A 17,732-nucleotide genomic window follows, 5' to 3' on the forward strand; every position below is an offset into this window, starting at 1 on the left:
GCCGGGCGTCTCGAAGGATAAGCTAACTACTGCCCCAGCCGCTCGATCAGCGCCGGAGCGTGGACCTGGTCGGCCTTGTAGTTGCCGGTCAGGGTGTACATCACGATGTTGACGCCGGCGCGGAAGGCGAATTCGCGCTGGCGCGGCTCGCCCGGTGTCAGCGGCAGCATCGGCTGGCCGTCGGGTCGCATCGCCCAGGCGCCGGCAAGGTCGTTCGACGTAATGATGATCGGCGACACGCCGTCGCCGCCACGCGCCGGGCGGGTGGTGTCGTCATCGTCGGTCTCGCGCGGCAGCGCCTCGACCCAGGTCTGGCCATCGGTGAAGCGGCCGGGGAAGTCGCGCAGAAGATAGAAGGTCTTGGTCAGCACGTGCTCGCGCGGCACCGGCTCCAGTTCCGGCACGTCGAGCGACGACAGCACATTGCGCAGCGTCACCATACCGGGGGTCTGCGATGCGCCGCTGGGATCGGGCTGCGCTTCGACTGCGTCGCGGGTGTCGAAGATCACGGTGCCGCCCTGTTTCATGTAGGCGTCGATCCTGTCGAGCGCTGCCTGCGGCGGCTTCGGGCTGCCGGCGACGATCGGCCAGTAGATCAGCGGGAAGAACGACAATTCGTCGCGCGCCGGATCGACGCCGACCGGCTCGCCGGCTTCCAGCGCGGTGCGTTGCGCCAGGAACAGCGTCAGGCCGTTCATCCCGGCTTTGACGATGGCGTCGACGTCGCCATTGCCCGTGATCACATAGGCGAGGTGGGTCTGTGCCGTCGCCTTGATTGCGAACTCGTCCTTGGCGCTCTGCGCGTGCAGCGGCACCGGCATCGAGGACAGCGGCAGCGCCACGATCAGCGCCAGCGCGGCGGTGGCGGCGCGGCGGCGTCGCATCAGCAGAGCTGCCAGGCCGCCGCCGAGCACCGCGACGATCAGGGCATCGAGCCCGAACAGCCCGAGCGCTCCCGCCAGGAGCGCGCCGCGCAGGTCGCGCGGCTCGGCATTACTGTAGGCGGCGCGGCGGGCGTTGATCGCCGAACTGTCGAGCGGTGCGATCCGATCGGCAGCCGCCAGTGCGTTGACGGCGATCGGACTATCCGCGGGGCCGTAGAAGCCGGGCGGATGTTCCACCGTGCCGCGCTCGCGGTAGTCGGCCGGGATCGGCTTGGCGGAGGCCGGCGGTGGGCCGAACGTGCCGAAACCGTCGAGGTTTCGCAGCGGCGACACCGTCTCGGCGGCGTTGGGATCGGCGGCGACCCCGGCTCCGGGCGCCGCGGTGTAGCCGGACATGTCGACCAGCCGGCGCAGCATCTCGACGAAGGTGCCGGACATCGGCAGGTTCGACCAGCGCATGTCGGCGCTGATGTGGAACAGCGTCACCAGACCCTTGCCGCGATGCTCGCCGGTCACCAGCGGGGTGCCGTCGGCGAGCGAGGCCCAGCTCTTGCCGGGCAGCGTCGCGTCCGGCTCCGCAAGCACCTGCCGGTTGACAGTGACGTCACCCGGCACTGCGAGGCCTGCGAACGGGCCGTCGCCGGAGAACGCGGCGAGTTGCTGCGGTCTCTCCCAGGTCAGGCTGCCGCCGAGGCTGCGGCCGCCTTTGCGCAGCTTCACGGGCACCAGATCGTCGTCGTCCTGGCGTGCCAGGCGGGGGCCGGCGAACCGCACCAGCACGCCGCCCTGTTCGATCCAGGAATCGAGCCGCTGGCGTATTTCCGGGGACAGCGCGCCGACATCGGCGAGCACGATCATCGGCAGCTTCTGATCGAGGAATTGCGCGATCACCTGTTGCGGCGCGGCGCGTTCGCCCTGGCGCAGGTCGGCGAACGGCGACAGCGCGCGGGTGAGATAGAACGTCGCCGCCAGCAGCGGCTGCGCGGTGTCGCTGCTTGCGCCGGACACGATACCGATGGCGCGGCGGCGCCAGCGCTTGTCGAGGAGCTGCACGGCGCCGGCGGAGCGTTCGCCTGCGATCTCCAGCCGGGCGATGTCGTTGCGCAATTCGACCGGCAGTTCGAACGCGGCGTCGGTTTCCGAGGCGCCCGGGGCGAGGCTATAGCGCGCCTCGGCGATCGGCAGGCCTTTGCCGTCGAGCGCCCGCACCGTGCCGGCGTCGAGACCGCCGGTCGCCGCGCGCAGCACCTTGACGGTCATCTTCGCCGCGGCGTTCTCGGCGGCGACCAGCGCATGGGCGGGCGGGGCGCCGCCCTCGACGATGGTGACGCTGCGATTCTGCACCAGCCGGTTCAGCCCGGTGACGAACTCGCTGCCGCGGCCGGTGTCGATGCCATCGGTCAGCCATACCAACTCGGCATCGCCCGCGGTCTTCAGGAACCGCTCGATCCCGGGCAGCGCTTCGGACCGGTTCACCGCGTAGGGCTTCGGTGCGAGCTGGCGCAGCGCCACCCGTGCGGTGCCGGCCGGCATCAGGGCCGGATCGCGCGTGGTCTCCGACAGCGGTGCCAGCGCCACCGCGCGGCGCGCGCTGTCGGCTTCGGCGATCAGCTCGTCGGCGGCGGTGATCCGTGCCTCCCAGCTCGACGCCGCGGTCCAGCCGTCGTCGAGCAGGAGCAAGAGCGGTGCCTGGCTGCCGCCAGCGGCGGTCTGCGGATTCCAGATCGGGCCGGCGAGGGCGACGATCACCAGCGCGGCGGCGAGCATCCGCAGCGCGGTCAGCCACCATGGCGTCCGCGACGGCGTTTCTTCCTTCGGGGCGATGTCGAACAGCAGCCGGGTCGGCGGGAAATCAATCCGCCGCGGCCGCGGCGGCATCACCCGCAGCAGCCACCACAGCGCCGGCAGCGCCAGCAGACCAAGCAGCAGCAGCGGTTGCGCGAAGCCGAGGGGCAGACTGCCGATCATGCGCTGCGCCCCGCTTTGCCGGCGGCGCCTTTGGCGGTGGTCATGCCGGCGTGCAGGAACAGCAACAGCTCGGCGGCCGAGCGCGAGGTGGTGTGGGTCGAGAACAGCCAGTCGAGCTTCGACGTCTCGAGCCGTATCGCGTCGCGATGCGCGGCGACCAGCGCGACGTAGTCGCTGGCCCACTTCTCGGCGCGCCCGGCGGTGATCGCGCCGCCGCCTTCGGGCTCGACGAATTCGACCCGTCCCGCATAGGGGAAGCTCTCTTCGGCCGGGTCGACGATCTGGACCAGCGTGCCGTGGGCGCCGGAGGCCGACAGTCCGGCCAGCATTGGACGGATATCGCCGACCGGAGACCAGAAGTCGGACAGCACAACGATCTCGGACAGCGATGAAGGCACGAACGACGGCGGCAGGCTGCCACGATGGGTGGTGTCGTGCAGGATCGCCTGCGCCATCTTGTCGACGACGTTGTTGCTGGAGGTCGGGTTCATCAGTCCGGGGATGCCGACGCGTTCGCCGCCGGCGACCAGCAGTTCGGCCAGCGCAAAACTCACGATCAGGCCGCGCTCCAGCTTGCTGTCGCGCGCGCCCTTGGAGGCGAATGCCATCGACAGCGACCGGTCGGGCCACAGCCAGACCGTGTGGGCGGCTTCCCATTCCAGCTCGCGGACATAGAGATGATCGTCCCGCGCCGAGCGGCGCCAGTCGACGCTCGTGGCCGGCTCGCCTGAGACGAAGCGGCGATACTGCCAGAAGTTCTCGCCGGCGCCGGCACGGCGGCGGCCGTGCAGGCCGTGGGTGACGTTGTTGGCGATCCGGCGGGCCTCGAGCATCAGCCGCGGCAGCGACGCCGCGAGCGAGCGGCTTTCGCCGTCGGCACGGCGGACCGCCAGCGTCTCCTGGGTGCGATGCTCGCCGGGCTGCGCCATCAGCCGATCCGGCTCTTGAGCTTCTGGATTACGTCCGGAATCGTGCGGCCTTCGGCGCGCGCCGAGAACGTCAGCGCCATGCGATGTTTCAGCACCGGCTCGGCGAGGTCGAGGACGTCGTCGATCGACGGCGCCAGCCGGCCGTCGAGCAGCGCCCGGGCGCGCACCGCCATCATCAACGACTGGCTGGCGCGCGGCCCCGGACCCCAGGCGATCAGCTTGCCGAGTTCGCCGGCCTCGGGGCCCGGACGCGCCGAGCGCACCAGCGACAGGATCGCTTCAACGACCGAGTCGCCGACCGGCAGCCGGCGCACCAGCCGCTGCGCCGACAGCAGCGTTTCGCCGCTCATCGCCGCTTTCGGTGCGCTCTGCTCGGCGCCGGTGGTGTCGAACAGGATGCGGCGCTCGGCATCGCGATCCGGATAGTCGACGTCGATCTCCATCAGGAAGCGGTCGAGCTGGGCTTCGGGCAGCGGATAGGTGCCTTCCTGTTCCAGAGGATTCTGGGTCGCCAGCACATGGAACGGCTTCGGCAGATCGTGCCGGGCGCCGGCGACGGTGATGTGCTGCTCCTGCATCGCCTGCAGCAGCGCCGATTGGGTGCGCGGGCTGGCGCGGTTGATTTCGTCGGCCATCAGAAGCTGGGCGAACACCGGGCCGGCGATGAAGCGGAACGACCGCTTGCCGGCAGTGGTCTCGTCGAGCACTTCGGCGCCGAGAATGTCCGATGGCATCAGGTCGGGAGTGAACTGGATACGCTTGGCGTCGAGCCCGAGCGTGACACCCAGGGTTTCCACCAGCTTGGTCTTGGCGAGACCGGGGACGCCGATCAGCAGCGCGTGGCCGCCGGACAGGATCGTCACCAGGGTATTTTCCACCACGCGATCCTGACCGAAGATCACGGTCGCGATCGCCTCCTTGGCGGTGCGCACTTCACCTGCGACCTGCTCGGCCGAGCGAACGATGACGTCTTCGAGTTTCTCGACACTGTCTGCGCCGGCCATTTTGGTCTCTCCTGTCCGAACTTGTCGCCACGGGGCCGGTTGCCCTTGATCAGGCCATGTTAGGCGGTTCGCCGCGCTCCGGCGAAGGCTCTGGTTTCATTCACCAAATCTTTCCCCACATTATGAGCATCGCGAGATGGCGCGGATCACGATGTGGAGAGTTAAATCAAGCTGCGCGTGGCGAAATGGAGCAGCTATCGTGCCAGGTCGGAATTCGAGGGTCAGGGTAAACAATGGCGAAGCAAGGGCAGGGTTCATCGCACGATCTTGACGGTCTCACCGAGGCCGCCCGTGACGCTGCGGCGCGTGCGGCCAGTGGCAAGGGATTGCCGCCGGTGCATCTGTGGAACCCTCCGTTCTGCGGCGACCTCGACATGCGGATCGCGTCCGACGGAACCTGGTTCTATCTCGGCACCCCGATCGGCCGCCCGGCTTTGGTGCGGCTGTTCTCGACCATTCTGAAGCGCGAGGGCGACAAGCACTTCCTGGTCACGCCGGTCGAAAAGGTCGGCATCATCGTCGATGACGCGCCGTTTCTCGCGGTCGAAATGATCAAGGACCATGACGCGCGCGGCCCGCTGCTGCGCTTTCGTACCAATGTCGACGATTGGGTGACGTGCGACGGCGAAAGTGGGCTGCGGTTCGAATTCGCCCCCGACGGCGGAGTGACACCGTACCTTCACGTTCGTGCCGGCCTATGGGCCAAGGTGACGCGGGCATTGTACTACGATCTTGTTGACATCGGTGAGGAGCGGATGGTCGATGGTCACTCGATGTTCGGCATCGCGTCAGGCGGCTCGTTCTTCGCCATGGCCGATGCCGAGCTGACGAGGGAAGCGCATTGACCGGACCGATGACGGGTACGCAGTCGACTGGCCGCAGCATCAGTTCGATGGAATTTTTCGATCGCGCCCGGCGGCGGCTGCGATTCGACGTGCCGCCGGCGCTGACCGACGCCGCAATCGTTCCGACCGCAGGCGATCACGGCAACGAGCAGATGCTGCGCACGATCGCGCAGGAGCGGCCGATCCGCCCCGCCGCGGTGCTGATCCCGGTGGTCGAGCATGCCGAGCCGACCGTGCTGCTGACGATGCGGGCAGCGCATCTCAACGACCATGCCGGCCAGATCGCCTTCCCCGGCGGTAAGATCGACCCCACCGACAATTCGCCGCTCGACGCCGCGCTGCGCGAGGCAGAAGAAGAGGTCGGGCTCGATCGCTCCTATGTCGAGCCCATCGGCTATCTCGACGTCTACGGTACCAGCTTCGGTTTCCGGATCTTGCCGACGGTGGCGCGGGTGCGGCCCGGTTTCGAGCTCGCCATCAATAAGTCCGAAGTCGACGACGCCTTCGAAGTGCCGCTCGCGTTCCTGATGGACCCCGGCAATCATCAATTGCACAGCAAGGAGTTTCGCGGCGCGCAGCGCTCCTACTACGCGATGCCGTTCGCCGAGCGCTACATCTGGGGCGCGACTGCCGGGATTTTGCGCGCGCTGTACGAACGGGTTTGCCTGCCATGATCCGTGTGGTTCTCACCGAGCTCGCAATTTTCCTCATACCTTTCGTGCTCTACGCGGTCTTCCTGATCGCGACCCGTTCGGCAATGCTGCAGCGTTCGTCGTGGCCGCTGCGGGTTGTCGGCTGGCTGGTGGCGTCGGCACTGGTACTGGTGATTCTGAGCTTGCTGCTGCTTGTGCATTATTCGGGCGCTCCGCCGGGATCGACCTATGTCCCGGCGCATCTGGAGAACGGCAGGCTGGTGCCTGGGGTGGAGAAATGACCGACGTGCCGGTGCGCAGCGATGCGCCGTGGCTGCATACGGGACCGGCGGCGCGGGTACTGGCGCTGCTGAACGGGGACGGCGAAGAGGCGCGGGTGGTCGGCGGTGCGGTCCGCAACGCTCTGTTCGGGCTGCCGATCGGCGATGTCGACATTGCCACCACCGCACTGCCGGACGAGGTGGTCCGGCGCGCCAAGGCCGCCGGCATCAAGGCGGTGCCCACCGGAATCGAGCACGGCACGGTGACGCTGGTGCTCGAGGGCCACGGCTTCGAAATCACTACGCTCCGCGAGGACGTCGAGACGTTCGGCCGCAAGGCCAAAGTGGCATTCGGCCGCGACTGGGCGCGCGATGCGCAGCGTCGCGACTTCACCATCAACGCCCTGTCGATGTCAGCCGACGGCACGGTGCACGACTACGTCGGCGGTCTCGCCGATATCGCGGCGCGGCGGGTGCGGTTCATCGGCGATCCGGATCAGCGCATCGCCGAAGATTACTTGCGCATCCTGCGGTTCTTCCGCATCCACGCCGCCTATGGCGCCGGATCGCCGGATCGCGATGCTTATCTGGCCTGCATCCGCGGCCGCGACGGTCTTTCGACGTTATCCGCCGAGCGGCTGCGGATGGAGATGCTGAAGCTGATGGTCGCGGGCGGCGCCGAGGCCTCGGTGGTGGCGATGGCCGACGGCGGGCTACTGCTCGCGGTGCTCGGCGGCGTCGCTTATCTCGGCGCTTTCGCCGCGATGATCGGCGCCGAACGCGCGCTCGGGCTCGAGGCCGATCCGGTCCGGCGGCTCGGCGCGCTGGCGGTCGCGGTGACGGAAGACGCCAAACGGCTGGCGCAGCGGCTGCGGCTCTCCAACGCCGAAGCCAAGCGGCTCGACTCGATGGGGCATCGCTGGTGGCGGCTCGCCGGCATGGACGAGGCCACCGCGCGGCGGCGTCTGTATCGGCTCGGCGAAGCCCGGTTCCACGACCGCATGATGCTGGCCTGGGCGCGCGCCGGGCGTGGCGCCGATCCGGCTCCCTGGCACGCTCTGATCGCGCTGCCGGAGCGCTGGCAGGCGCCGGCATTCCCGCTCAAGGCCGCGGACTTCCTCGCCCGCGGCTTCGCGGCCGGACCGGCGCTCGGTCATGTGTTGACGCTGGCCGAAGATGCCTGGCTCGCCGCCGATTTTCCGCTCGAGCCGGCCGCACTACGCACCATCGCCGACCAGACCGCGGCGCGGTTCGCCCGCGATCACCTGCTTTGAATCCCAGTCGAGCAAAGCGGCTGCCGCATCGGCGTCAGCCCCGATGCGTCAGACAACCGACCATCAGCCCGAGACCGTCGACCTCAGGCCGTCGGACGACAGGCGGGGGAAGCGTCTCCGGCACTGATCCGTTGCTACACATGAACACGGCCGCCGGGGCAATCGGCGACCGTGCAGGAGGGTAGAGGACGCTCGTGTTCGGACGCCGCTCAGGCCACCTTGGTCTGCTCGTCTTCGTCGAGATCGTCGTCGTCCTCATCGTCGACTTCGACCGCGATGGAATCGAGGACTGCGAGCGGCAGCGTCTCGCGGAACAGATCGCCTTCTTCGCCCATCCAGAGGCACACGGCGCTGTCTTCGCCGGCTTCGGCAACCGTCATCGCCTGGCCGCCGGATTTCAGCATGACGATATCGCCCGGTTTCAAGTCCATGATCGGCTCCCGTCGGTTTGTTGACCTTCGGGCAGCCTAGCGATTCGTCATGACAGACGGATCACGACGGCGCGAGCTACCTGATGCCGGTGATCTTGTGAGTCTGCAGGCTGAGCCGCCATTGCGGATGCATCAGGCAATATGCGATCGCCCGGGTGGTGTTGTCGTCGCGTTCCGGGCCGTCCATCGGCTGCAGCGAGAAACGCTTGAAATCGAGCGCGGCGAACTGTTCCGGCATCGCGCCGGGCTGCGGATAGACGAGTTTCAGCTCGTCGCCGCGACGGATGCGCAGTTCGGCCCCGGCCTTCGGGCTGACGCAGAGCCAATCGATTCCGTCGGGCGGCTCGATCGTGCCGTTGGTTTCGACCCCGATCGCAAAGCCGCGCGTGTGCAGTGCGGCGATCAGTTCGCCGTCGAGCTGCAACAGCGGCTCACCCCCGGTGATTACCACGTAGCGCTTGCGCGGATCGCCGGTCCATTGCTCGGCGATGGTGTCGGCGAGCAGCTCCGCGCCGGCGTAGCGGCCGCCGAGCGTTCCATCGGTGCCGATGAAGTCCGTATCGCAGAATTTGCACGTGGCCTCGTCGCGGTCCTGCTCGCGTCCGGTCCACAGGTTGCAGCCGGCAAACCGGCAGAACACGGCTGCGCGGCCCGCATGGGCGCCTTCGCCCTGCAACGTCAGAAATATCTCCTTTACCGCGTAGCTCACGCGTCGGTCCTCACTGTACGAACTGGATTTGCCGCAGCGCCTCGCCGGTCACCATCGCGGCGGCCATCGCGACGTTGAGCGAGCGCAGCCCTGGCTGCATGGGGATTACCACCCGCGCATCGGCTGCTGCTGCAACGTCGTCCGGAACGCCGGCGCTTTCGCGGCCGAGCATCAGTACGTCAGTCGGCTGGTAACGCTGTTCGAAATAAGGTCTTTCACCTTTGGTCGTAAGTAAAATCAGCCGGCAACCCGCGTTTTCCCGCCATTGCTCGAATTTTAGCCAGGAATCGTGACGGACGATGCTCACCTGATCCAGGTAATCCATCCCGGAGCGGCGGAAATGCCTGTCCGAAGTCGGAAACCCGGCCGGCTCGATGATGTGCGCCTCGACGTTCAAACAGGCGCAAAACCTAAGAATAGTCCCGGTATTTTGCGGGATGTCGGGCTGAAACAGGGCGATCCGCATCCCGTAATGCTCCCTATCAACTGAACGATAACGTGTGGTGTGTCATGGCACATCTTTGAATCGATCGAGGCGCGCCAATTAGCCGTTCGCGGGCTTGCGCTCTACCGGCAAGGGTGCCAATAGAACGATTCTGGACTGTCTGTTCTACCCGACCGGCCATGACAAGCGGCCCGGGGCATCTGAAGGCCGCCGATCTCGCGACCTCCCCGGGCAATGATCTCGCAAATCTGTCGAGAGAGCTGTGCCGGTCGCAGAGATGAAAGGGCTTTGGATCGTGACCACAGAGGCTTCGGCGGAACCGACACGCCGTGATTTTCTCTACATCGCAACCGGCGCGGTTGCCGCCGTCGGTGCGGCGGCTGCGGTTTGGCCGTTCATCTCGCAGATGAACCCGGATGCCTCGACGATCGCCGCCGGCGCTCCGATCGAAGTCGATCTGACGCCGATCGCCGAAGGACAGGACATCAAGGTTTTCTGGCGCGGTCAGCCGATCTACATCATGAACCGCACCAAGAAGCAGGTCGATGAAGCGCGCAACACGCCGCTGGCCGATCTGAAGGATCCGGAAACCGATCAGGCGCGGACCAAGGAAGGCCACGAGAACTGGCTGGTCGTGGTCGGCATCTGCACCCATCTGGGCTGCATCCCGATCGCGCACGAGGGCAACTACGACGGCTTCTTCTGCCCGTGCCACGGCTCGCAGTACGACAGCTCCGGCCGCATCCGCCAGGGGCCGGCGCCGCTCAATCTGCCGATTCCTCCCTACCAATTCGTCTCCGACACCAAAGTCCAGATCGGCTGACGTTCCCGCGCGCCGTACCATTGCTTACTAGGATCGCATCATGAGCGGACCCTCGACCTATCAGCCACAAAGCCCCTTGATGAAGTGGCTGGAGCAGCGCCTGCCGATCGCGGGCCTCGTTCATTCCTCCTTCATCGCCTACCCGACGCCGCGTAACCTGAACTACTGGTGGACGTTCGGCGCCATCCTGTCGATGATGCTGGCGGTGCAGATCGTGACCGGCATCGTGCTGGCGATGCACTACACCCCGCACGTCGATCTCGCCTTCGACTCGGTCGAGCGGATCGTGCGCGACGTCAACTACGGCTGGCTGCTGCGCAACATGCACGCCGCCGGCGCGTCGATGTTCTTCATCGCCGTCTACGTCCACATGCTCCGCGGCCTGTACTACGGCTCGTACAAGGCGCCGCGCGAAGTGTTGTGGATCCTCGGCGTCATCATCTACCTGCTGATGATGGCGACCGGCTTCATGGGTTACGTGCTGCCGTGGGGCCAGATGAGCTTCTGGGGCGCCACCGTGATCACCAACCTGTTCTCGGCGTTCCCGATCGTCGGCGACAGCATCGTGACGCTGCTGTGGGGCGGCTATTCGGTCGGCAACCCGACCCTGAATCGCTTCTTCTCGCTGCACTATCTGCTGCCGTTCGTGATCGCCGGCGTGGTCGTGCTGCACGTCTGGGCGCTGCACGTGACCGGTCAGAACAACCCGGCCGGCGTCGAGCCGAAGACCGAGAAGGACACCGTGGCGTTCACGCCGTACGCGACCCTCAAGGACGTGTTCGGCATGTCGTGCTTCCTGGTGTTCTATTCGTGGTTCATCTTCTACATGCCGAACTACCTCGGCGACGCGGAGAACTACGTCCAGGCCAACCCGGGCGTGACCCCGCCGCACATCGTGCCGGAATGGTATTATCTGCCATTCTACGCGATCCTGCGCTCGATCCCGAACAAGCTGCTGGGCGTCATCGCGATGTTCGGTGCGATCATCGTGCTGCTGTTCCTGCCCTGGCTGGATAGCTGCAAGGTGCGTTCGTCCCGCTATCGGCCGATGGCCAAGCGGTTCTTCTGGGCCTTCGTGGCGACCTGCCTGATGCTGGGCTGGCTCGGCTCGAAGCCGGCGGAAGGCATCTACACCACGCTCGCCCAGGTGTTCACCTTCTTCTACTTCGCCTACTTCCTGATCGTGCTCCCGGTGCTGGGTCGGATGGAGAAGACCCTGCCGCTGCCGAACTCGATCGCCGAAGACGTCCTCAACAAGGGCAAGGTGACCAAGGCGGTGGCCGGCGTCGCGGCGGTGCTGTTCGCCGGCAGCCTGATGGTCGGCGGCATCCAGCCGGCCAAGGCGGCGGAAGGCGGCGAGAATCCGCCGTCGCTGGAGTGGAGCTTCGCAGGTCCGTTCGGTACCTACGATCGCGCCCAGTTGCAGCGCGGCTACAAGATCTACAAGGAAGTCTGCGCCAACTGCCACTCGATGAAGCTGTTGCAGTATCGCAACCTCGCCGAGCCGGGCGGCCCGGGCTTCACCATCGATCAGGTCAAGGCGATCGCTGCCGAAGCCCAGATCAAGGACGGTCCGAACGACCAGGGTGAAATGTTCGAGCGTCCCGGCCGGCTCGCCGACACCTTCCACTCGCCGTTCCCGAACGAGCAGGCCGCGCGTGCTGCCAACGGCGGCGCGGTTCCGCCGGACATGTCGCTGCTGGCCAAGGCGCGCACCTATTCGCGTGGCTTCCCGCAGTTCATCTTCGATCTGTTCACCCAGTTCCAGGAGCAGGGCCCGAACTACATCGCCGCGCTGCTGCAGGGCTATGAAGACACTCCGCCGGAGGGCTTCAGCCTCCCCGACGGCGCGTTCTACAACAAGTGGTACCCGGGCCATTCGATCAAGATGCCGCCGCCGATTCAGGCCGGCATGGTGACCTACGACGACGGTACGCCGGAGACGCTCGATCAGTACGCCAAGGACGTTTCGGCGTTCCTGGTCTGGGCCGCGGAGCCTCACATGGAAGCCCGCAAGCGCCTCGGCCTGCAGGTGATGATCTTCCTGATCATCCTGTCCGGCCTGCTGTACTTCACCAAGCGCAAGGTGTGGTCCAACGTCCACTGATCGGACGCTCATCGCAAACAGACAGGAAAGCCCCTCCGGGGGCTTTTTTGTTGTCTGCATCCATGACGCATTGCGGCGCAGCGATTGCATCTCGTCCTCGCTCCGGACAAAATAATCAAAAGCATTTGCAGGAGCGCAGGGGAGACGCGATGGGCACGCTGATCAGTTTCAATCGTCCGGACGGCAAGGAAGCGCGCGGGTATCTCGCCAATGCCGCCAGCGGCAGGGCACCGGGTGTGGTGGTGATCCAGGAATGGTGGGGGCTGTCCGATCAGATCAAGGGACTGACCGATCGCTTCGCCCAGGCCGGCTTCGACGCGCTGGCGCCCGACCTCTACAACGGCACGGTGGTGCCCTATCACGACACGGACGCCGCCAACAAAGAGATGAGCTCGCTCGATTTCATCGACGCCACCACCCAGACGGTGCGCGGCGCGGTCAATTATCTGGCGCGCAATGGCGCCAAGGTCGGGCTGACCGGCTTCTGTCTCGGCGGCGCGGTCACGGTGATCGGTGCCTGCAAGATCCCCGAGCTGAGCGCCGCTGTGGTGTTCTACGGCATCCCCCCGGAGCAGGCCGCCAAGCCGTCGGACGTGATGGTGCCGATGCAGGGCCACTTCGCCAACCGTGACGATTGGTGCACGCCGGAAGTGGTCGACGCGTTCGAGGCCGGATTGAAAGCGGCTGGAAAGTCAGCGGAATTCTTCCGCTACGAGGCCGACCACGCTTTCGTCAACGAGCAGCGCGCTGCGGTGCACGATCGCGAAGCGGCGGAACTGGCGTGGAGTCGTGCGACGCAGTTCTTTGGAAAGCATCTCTCGTGACGGCCGGCGTCCGGTAAAATTCGAACATTCGGCTGAAGATTTGGCAGATCAGTTTGCTGCGATAACGCTGGCCTACGCTACGAGGACAGCATGGTTGAAACAGTCGTAAACCCCGATCTCCGAAACGTCGTCGACCTCGCGAGCTATCGTGCCGAGCCGATCGGCCCGCGCGCAGCCGCAGGCGAGGGCCGCCGGTGCAGACACTGCGGGGCGGCGCTGCTCGATGACGAATCGGAGGATGATTGTTCGAGCGCCGGGATCGCGTTGCAGTCGCCGGCGCGATGGCGCTCTCCGCGGCGATTCCGCGCCGATTGATGGACGACGACCGGCGTGGCCGCCCAGCCGCCACGCCGCACGCATCCGATGCGACCATCTGCGCCGCCCCGGTTCCGATAGGATCGGAACCGGGGCGGCGGTGTTTTAGGGGTGAGGCCCGGGCTTGTCCGCCCGGTCAGACGTGCTGGCCGCCGTTGATGTGGATCTCGGCGCCGTTCAGGTAGGACGAGGTCTCGGTGCACAGCACGTAGATGATCTTGGCGACCTCGTCCGGGGTGCCGAGACGGCGCATCGGGATCTGCTCCTCGACGATCTTCTCGGTGCCGGGGGACAGGATCGAAGTGTCGATCTCGCCCGGGGCGATCGAGTTCACCCGGACCCCGACCGGTCCGAAGTCGGCTGCCATCTCACGGGTCAGTGCCGCGAGCGCAGCCTTCGAGGTGGCGTAGGCGGCGCCGGCGAACGGATGCACCCGCGAGCCGGCGATCGAGGTGACGTTGACCACCGAGCCCTTGACCGCCTTCAGCTCCTCGATCAGCCCGCGCGCCATCATGATCGGTGCGAAGAAATTCACCCGGAAAACGTGCTCCCAGGTGTCCAGCTCGGTGTCGATCGAGCCGAGCCGCGCGCCGCCCGCCGCCTTCGGAGAGATCGCGGCGTTGTTGACCAGCGCGTGCAGTGCGCCGCCGTCGAGCCGCTCCCGAATCTCGTCGACCGCCCGCAGCGTATCGGAGCGGTCGCCGAGATCGACCTGGATATGGTCTTCGGGGCCGGCGCCCCACGGGCACTGCTCGGGAAACGGGTGCCGCGAGCAAGTGATCACTCGCCAGCCCGCGCTGGAGAATCTGATCACCGTGGCGTGGCCGATGCCGCGGCTGGCGCCGGTCAGAATCATGGTCCGGCGCGGCGCGTTGCTCTCGGGCGTGCGCGGCTTTTGGGAGTCGGGGCTCATGGATACAGCCTTGTCTTGGTCCAGGGGTGATCCGGGGTGTCCCGGCGGAATTCGATGCGGTCGTGCAGGCGGAATGGACGGTCGTGCCAGAACTCGATTCGCGACGGGGTGATCCGCCAGCCGCTCCAGCCCGGCGGCCGCGGAACCTCGCCGACCAGATGCCGCGCCGCCACCTTGGCGATCGCCTGCTCGAAAGCGAACCGGCTTTCCAGCGGCTGCGACTGCTTGCTCGCCCAGGCGCCGATCTGCGCCTGCTTCGGCCTCGTGGCGAAATAGGCGTCGGCCTCGGCGTCGGTCACCGGCGTCACCGTTCCGCGCATCCGAACCTGCCGGCGTAGCGATTTCCAGTGAAACAGCAGTGCCGCTTTCGGATTCTCGGCCAGCTCGCGGCCCTTTTGACTGGCGATGTGGCTGTAGAACACGACACCGTGCTCGTCATAGCCCTTCATTAGAACCATGCGGACGTCAGGCAGCCCCTCGGCGTCGACCGTGGCCAGCGCCATCGCATTGGGGTCGTTCGGTTCGGACCGCGTTGCTTCGGCAAGCCATTCGGTGAACAGCGCAAACGGATTCTCTGCCGCGGTGAAATCACCGGGCGTTAACTCACTCTGTGGTCTGATCGTAGGGTCGCTCATGCGAGGGAATCCGAGTTGTGCTTCACCGCGGTCCGGAACGCGCTGCAGGTCCTGTCTAGGTTCGACCTATATAGGGTACGGCAACGCATTGGCCTATCGGCGATCCTGCCGTCGTTTTCGGCAATGATAGCGATTCTAATCGGTGCCTCGCTCGGCGGCTGCGGCATGACCGGCCGCGACGGGCCGTTCGCACAGATGGACTCCAGCGATTTCACCGGCTCGATCAGTGCGGTGCTGCCCGCCAAGGACGACGGCCCGACGGAGGCCGATCTGGCGTTGGCGCGGATCGCGGCGTCCGACGTTCTGACCAAAGGCGACAAGGATTCCAGTCAGCCGTGGGAGAACCCGGCAACGGGCGCGCGTGGCTCGGTGACTCCGCTGGCCGCCGCCTACAGCGCCGAAGGCCGCACCTGTCGCGACTTCCTCGCCTCCTATGTCAGGGACAAGACCGAGAGCTGGATGCAGGGGGCAGCCTGCCGCACCGCGCGTGGTCATTGGGAAATCCGCGCGCTCAAACCTTGGCGGCGTTCCTGAACCACCGATTGCGTCCGCCATCGGGCCGATTCCGGTTGCAAAAAAGACATGAAACCCCCAGATGACTGGCGACGGGCGTTCGCCCACAGTTGGAATTCCTGAAGGAGACGAGACGGATGCGCGACCCCTATGAGGTCCTGGGGGTGCAGCGGGACGCCAGCGCTGCGGCGATCAAAAGCGCCTATCGCAAGCTGGCAAAAAAGCATCACCCCGACAGCAACAAGAACGATCCCAAAGCCGCCGCGCGTTTCGCCGAAATCAATTCCGCCAACGAGATCATCGGCGACGAGGCCAAGCGCAAGCAATACGACCGCGGCGAGATCGACGCCGAAGGCAAGCCGCGCTTTCAGGGCTTCCCCGGCGGCGGCGGTCGCGCGGGCGGCACCGGCGGCTTCGAGCAATACTCCTTCCGTAGCGGCGGCGGCCCCGGTGGCGGCTTCGGCGGCGCGGCCGGCTTCGAGGACATCCTGAATTCGATGTTCGGCGGGGCGGCCGGCGCGCGCGGCGCCGGTGCGGGTCCGCGCGGTCGCAGCCAGGGCTTCGATTTCGATACCGGCTTCGCCCCCGATCTCGACCAGACCGTCTCGATGACGGTGACGCTGGAAGAGGCGGCGCGGGGCACCGAAAAGCGGGTGCGGCTGCCGACCGGCAAGGAGCTCAACGTCAAGATTCCGGCCGGCGTCGGCGCGGGGCAGCAGATTCGGCTGAAAGGCCAGGGTGAAAGCGCGCCCGGTCACCGCGCCGGCGATCTGCTGATCACTGTCAACATCGCTCCGCATCCTTACTTCAAGATCGACGGCAACGATCTGAAGCTCGAACTGGCGCTGACGCTGTACGAGGCTGTGCTCGGCGCCAAGGTGCGGGTGCCGACGCTGACCGGCGCGATCGAACTGTCGATCCCCAAGAACACCTCGAGCGGACGCATTTTCCGGCTCAAGGGCAAGGGGCTGCCGAAGGGCGGCGCGACCGGGGATCTGTTCGTTACCACCCGCATCATCCTGCCCGACGGTCACGACGCCGAGCTCGAAAAGCTGATGCAGAAGTGGCGGGACAATCATCCCTACAATCCGCGTAGCGATCTCGGCTGAGGCGGATCAAGACGGTCGCGAAGCGTGGCCTCGGCTGCCGCGGCCACCGGCGCGCTCCTCCGGCCTCGCGCCGTGTCAGCCTCGTTCGGTCTCGCGGGCGGCTCTGTTCGGCTCGCCCAAATGGTTGAAACTGCACGCGGACAATAGGCTGTACCCGGTCCGGCCGGTGGTGTAGGTCGAAGGCCGATTGCAAGACGATAGGACACCCCATGTCGACAGCTTCCGGCCTGATGCAGGGCAAACGCGGCGTCATCCTCGGCGTCGCCAACAATCGTTCGATTGCTTACGGCATCGCGAAGGCCTGCCGCGCCCAGGGCGCCGAGGTCGCGCTGACCTATCAGGGCGACGCGCTGAAGAAGCGGGTCGAGCCGCTCGCCGCCGAGCTCGGCGGCCTGGTGCTCGGGCATTGCGACGTCACCGACGGCGCCACCATCGACGCGGTGTTCGAGGCGGTGAAGGAGAAGTGGGGCAAGATCGACTTCGTGGTCCACGCCATAGCGTTCGCCGACAAGGACGAACTCGACGGCCGTTATGTCGACACCACGCCGGAGAACTTCTCCAAGTCGATGCTGATCTCGTGCTACTCGCTGACCGCGATTGCCCAGCGCGCCGAGAAGCTGATGACCGAGGGTGGCTCGATCATCACCCTGACTTACTACGGCGCCGAGAAGTGGATGCCGCATTACAACGTGATGGGCGTTGCCAAGGCCGCGCTGGAAGCCAGCGTGCGCTATCTCGCCGCCGACCTCGGCGAGAAGAACATCCGCGTCAATGCGATCTCCGCCGGCCCGATCAAGACTCTGGCCGCCTCCGGCATCGGCGACTTCCGCTACATTCTGAAGTGGAACGAATACAACGCGCCGCTGCGCCGCACCGTGACGATCGACGAGGTTGGCGACAGCGCGCTGTACTTCCTGTCCGACCTGTCGCGCGGCGTCACCGGCGAGGTCCATCACGTCGATTCCGGCTACCATGTCGTCGGCATGAAGAACCCCGATGCGCCGGACATCTCGCTGGGCGGGAAGGACTGACAGTTGAGTCATGCGCGGGCTTGACCCGCGCATCCATCCTTCAAATCGACGTGCTTGATG

General features: G+C 66.3%; 18 protein-coding genes. 10 read left to right on the forward strand and 8 right to left on the reverse strand.

Annotated elements, in window-relative coordinates; all coding sequences use genetic code 11:
* Positions 1-26: 26 nt before the first annotated feature.
* The 3 genes from FLL57_RS02210 to FLL57_RS02220 are packed head-to-tail and all read right to left on the reverse strand — an operon-like array spanning position 27 to position 4,785.
* Positions 27-2,852 (reverse strand): DUF4159 domain-containing protein, encoded by a 2,826-nt coding sequence (locus FLL57_RS02210; protein ID WP_142882007.1) that lies wholly within the window; start codon positions 2,850-2,852, stop codon positions 27-29.
* A complete protein-coding gene (locus tag FLL57_RS02215; RefSeq protein WP_142882008.1) occupies positions 2,849-3,781 on the reverse strand; it encodes a DUF58 domain-containing protein in 933 nt (310 codons plus the stop codon). Before FLL57_RS02215 ends, FLL57_RS02210 begins: the two co-directional genes overlap by 4 nt.
* Positions 3,781-4,785 carry an AAA family ATPase gene (locus tag FLL57_RS02220; protein WP_142882009.1) on the reverse strand — a complete coding sequence of 335 codons (1,005 nt, stop codon included), beginning with the start codon at positions 4,783-4,785 and terminating at the stop codon, positions 3,781-3,783. Before FLL57_RS02220 ends, FLL57_RS02215 begins: the two co-directional genes overlap by 1 nt.
* A gap of 233 nt (positions 4,786-5,018) precedes the next feature.
* On the opposite strand from FLL57_RS02220, the gene FLL57_RS02225 reads away from it, so the two are divergent.
* Genes FLL57_RS02225 through FLL57_RS02240 form a run of 4 tightly spaced genes read left to right on the forward strand, consistent with a single transcriptional unit; the run spans position 5,019 to position 7,817 of the window.
* Complete coding sequence (locus tag FLL57_RS02225; protein ID WP_142882010.1) at positions 5,019-5,630, forward strand: DUF1285 domain-containing protein; 612 nt, start codon at positions 5,019-5,021, stop codon at positions 5,628-5,630.
* A gap of 8 nt (positions 5,631-5,638) precedes the next feature.
* Positions 5,639-6,304, forward strand: a complete 666-nt coding sequence (locus FLL57_RS02230) for a CoA pyrophosphatase (RefSeq protein WP_185966178.1) — start codon at positions 5,639-5,641, stop codon at positions 6,302-6,304.
* Positions 6,301-6,564, forward strand: coding sequence for a DUF6111 family protein (locus tag FLL57_RS02235; RefSeq protein WP_013501133.1), 264 nt, complete (start codon positions 6,301-6,303; stop codon positions 6,562-6,564). Before FLL57_RS02230 ends, FLL57_RS02235 begins: the two co-directional genes overlap by 4 nt.
* Positions 6,561-7,817, forward strand: coding sequence for a CCA tRNA nucleotidyltransferase (locus FLL57_RS02240; protein ID WP_013501134.1), 1,257 nt, complete (start codon positions 6,561-6,563; stop codon positions 7,815-7,817). Before FLL57_RS02235 ends, FLL57_RS02240 begins: the two co-directional genes overlap by 4 nt.
* A 209-nt stretch (positions 7,818-8,026) precedes the next feature.
* Here the strand turns inward: FLL57_RS02240 and FLL57_RS02245 are convergent, their stop codons facing one another.
* From FLL57_RS02245 to FLL57_RS02255, 3 genes are all read right to left on the reverse strand, one after another.
* A complete protein-coding gene (locus tag FLL57_RS02245) occupies positions 8,027-8,248 on the reverse strand; it encodes a YodC family protein (protein ID WP_142882011.1) in 222 nt (73 codons plus the stop codon).
* Between the two features lie 76 nt (positions 8,249-8,324).
* Positions 8,325-8,957, reverse strand: a complete 633-nt coding sequence (gene queE / locus FLL57_RS02250) for a 7-carboxy-7-deazaguanine synthase (protein WP_142882012.1) — start codon at positions 8,955-8,957, stop codon at positions 8,325-8,327.
* Positions 8,958-8,967: 10 nt separating this feature from the next.
* Entirely contained in the window at positions 8,968-9,423 is a 456-nt protein-coding gene (locus FLL57_RS02255) for a tRNA (cytidine(34)-2'-O)-methyltransferase (protein WP_142882013.1), read from the reverse strand.
* Positions 9,424-9,697: 274 nt separating this feature from the next.
* On the opposite strand from FLL57_RS02255, the gene petA reads away from it, so the two are divergent.
* The 3 genes from petA to FLL57_RS02270 all read left to right on the forward strand — a co-directional run bounded on the left by petA (position 9,698) and on the right by FLL57_RS02270 (position 13,156).
* Positions 9,698-10,225: a ubiquinol-cytochrome c reductase iron-sulfur subunit gene (gene petA / locus FLL57_RS02260; RefSeq protein WP_041807719.1), complete on the forward strand. Its 528-nt coding sequence runs from the start codon at positions 9,698-9,700 to the stop codon at positions 10,223-10,225.
* Between the two features lie 40 nt (positions 10,226-10,265).
* Positions 10,266-12,332 carry a cytochrome c1 gene (locus tag FLL57_RS02265; RefSeq protein ID WP_013501139.1) on the forward strand — a complete coding sequence of 689 codons (2,067 nt, stop codon included), beginning with the start codon at positions 10,266-10,268 and terminating at the stop codon, positions 12,330-12,332.
* Positions 12,333-12,481: 149 nt separating this feature from the next.
* Positions 12,482-13,156 (forward strand): dienelactone hydrolase family protein, encoded by a 675-nt coding sequence (locus tag FLL57_RS02270; RefSeq protein ID WP_013501140.1) that lies wholly within the window; start codon positions 12,482-12,484, stop codon positions 13,154-13,156.
* Between the two features lie 451 nt (positions 13,157-13,607).
* Here FLL57_RS02270 and FLL57_RS02280 read toward each other — a convergent pair whose 3' ends face one another.
* Together FLL57_RS02280 and pdxH are read right to left on the reverse strand one after the other, a co-directional pair.
* Positions 13,608-14,384, reverse strand: a complete 777-nt coding sequence (locus tag FLL57_RS02280; protein ID WP_142882014.1) for an SDR family NAD(P)-dependent oxidoreductase — start codon at positions 14,382-14,384, stop codon at positions 13,608-13,610.
* Positions 14,381-15,019, reverse strand: a complete 639-nt coding sequence (gene pdxH / locus FLL57_RS02285; protein WP_013501143.1) for a pyridoxamine 5'-phosphate oxidase — start codon at positions 15,017-15,019, stop codon at positions 14,381-14,383. Before pdxH ends, FLL57_RS02280 begins: the two co-directional genes overlap by 4 nt.
* Before the next feature lie 123 nt (positions 15,020-15,142).
* Between pdxH and FLL57_RS02290 the strand changes: the two genes are divergently transcribed.
* The 3 genes from FLL57_RS02290 (at position 15,143) to fabI (ending at position 17,672) form a co-directional block, all read left to right on the forward strand.
* Entirely contained in the window at positions 15,143-15,553 is a 411-nt protein-coding gene (locus tag FLL57_RS02290; protein WP_041807106.1) for an RT0821/Lpp0805 family surface protein, read from the forward strand.
* A 116-nt stretch (positions 15,554-15,669) separates the two neighbouring features.
* A complete protein-coding gene (locus FLL57_RS02295; protein ID WP_142882015.1) occupies positions 15,670-16,641 on the forward strand; it encodes a DnaJ C-terminal domain-containing protein in 972 nt (323 codons plus the stop codon).
* A 209-nt stretch (positions 16,642-16,850) separates the two neighbouring features.
* The gene (gene fabI / locus FLL57_RS02300) at positions 16,851-17,672 is read left to right on the forward strand and encodes an enoyl-ACP reductase FabI (protein WP_013501146.1); all 822 of its coding nucleotides are present in this window, start codon (positions 16,851-16,853) and stop codon (positions 17,670-17,672) included.
* Positions 17,673-17,732: the final 60 nt, after the last annotated feature.

The organism is Rhodopseudomonas palustris (assembly GCF_007005445.1).
GTDB lineage: Bacteria > Pseudomonadota > Alphaproteobacteria > Rhizobiales > Xanthobacteraceae > Rhodopseudomonas > Rhodopseudomonas palustris_G.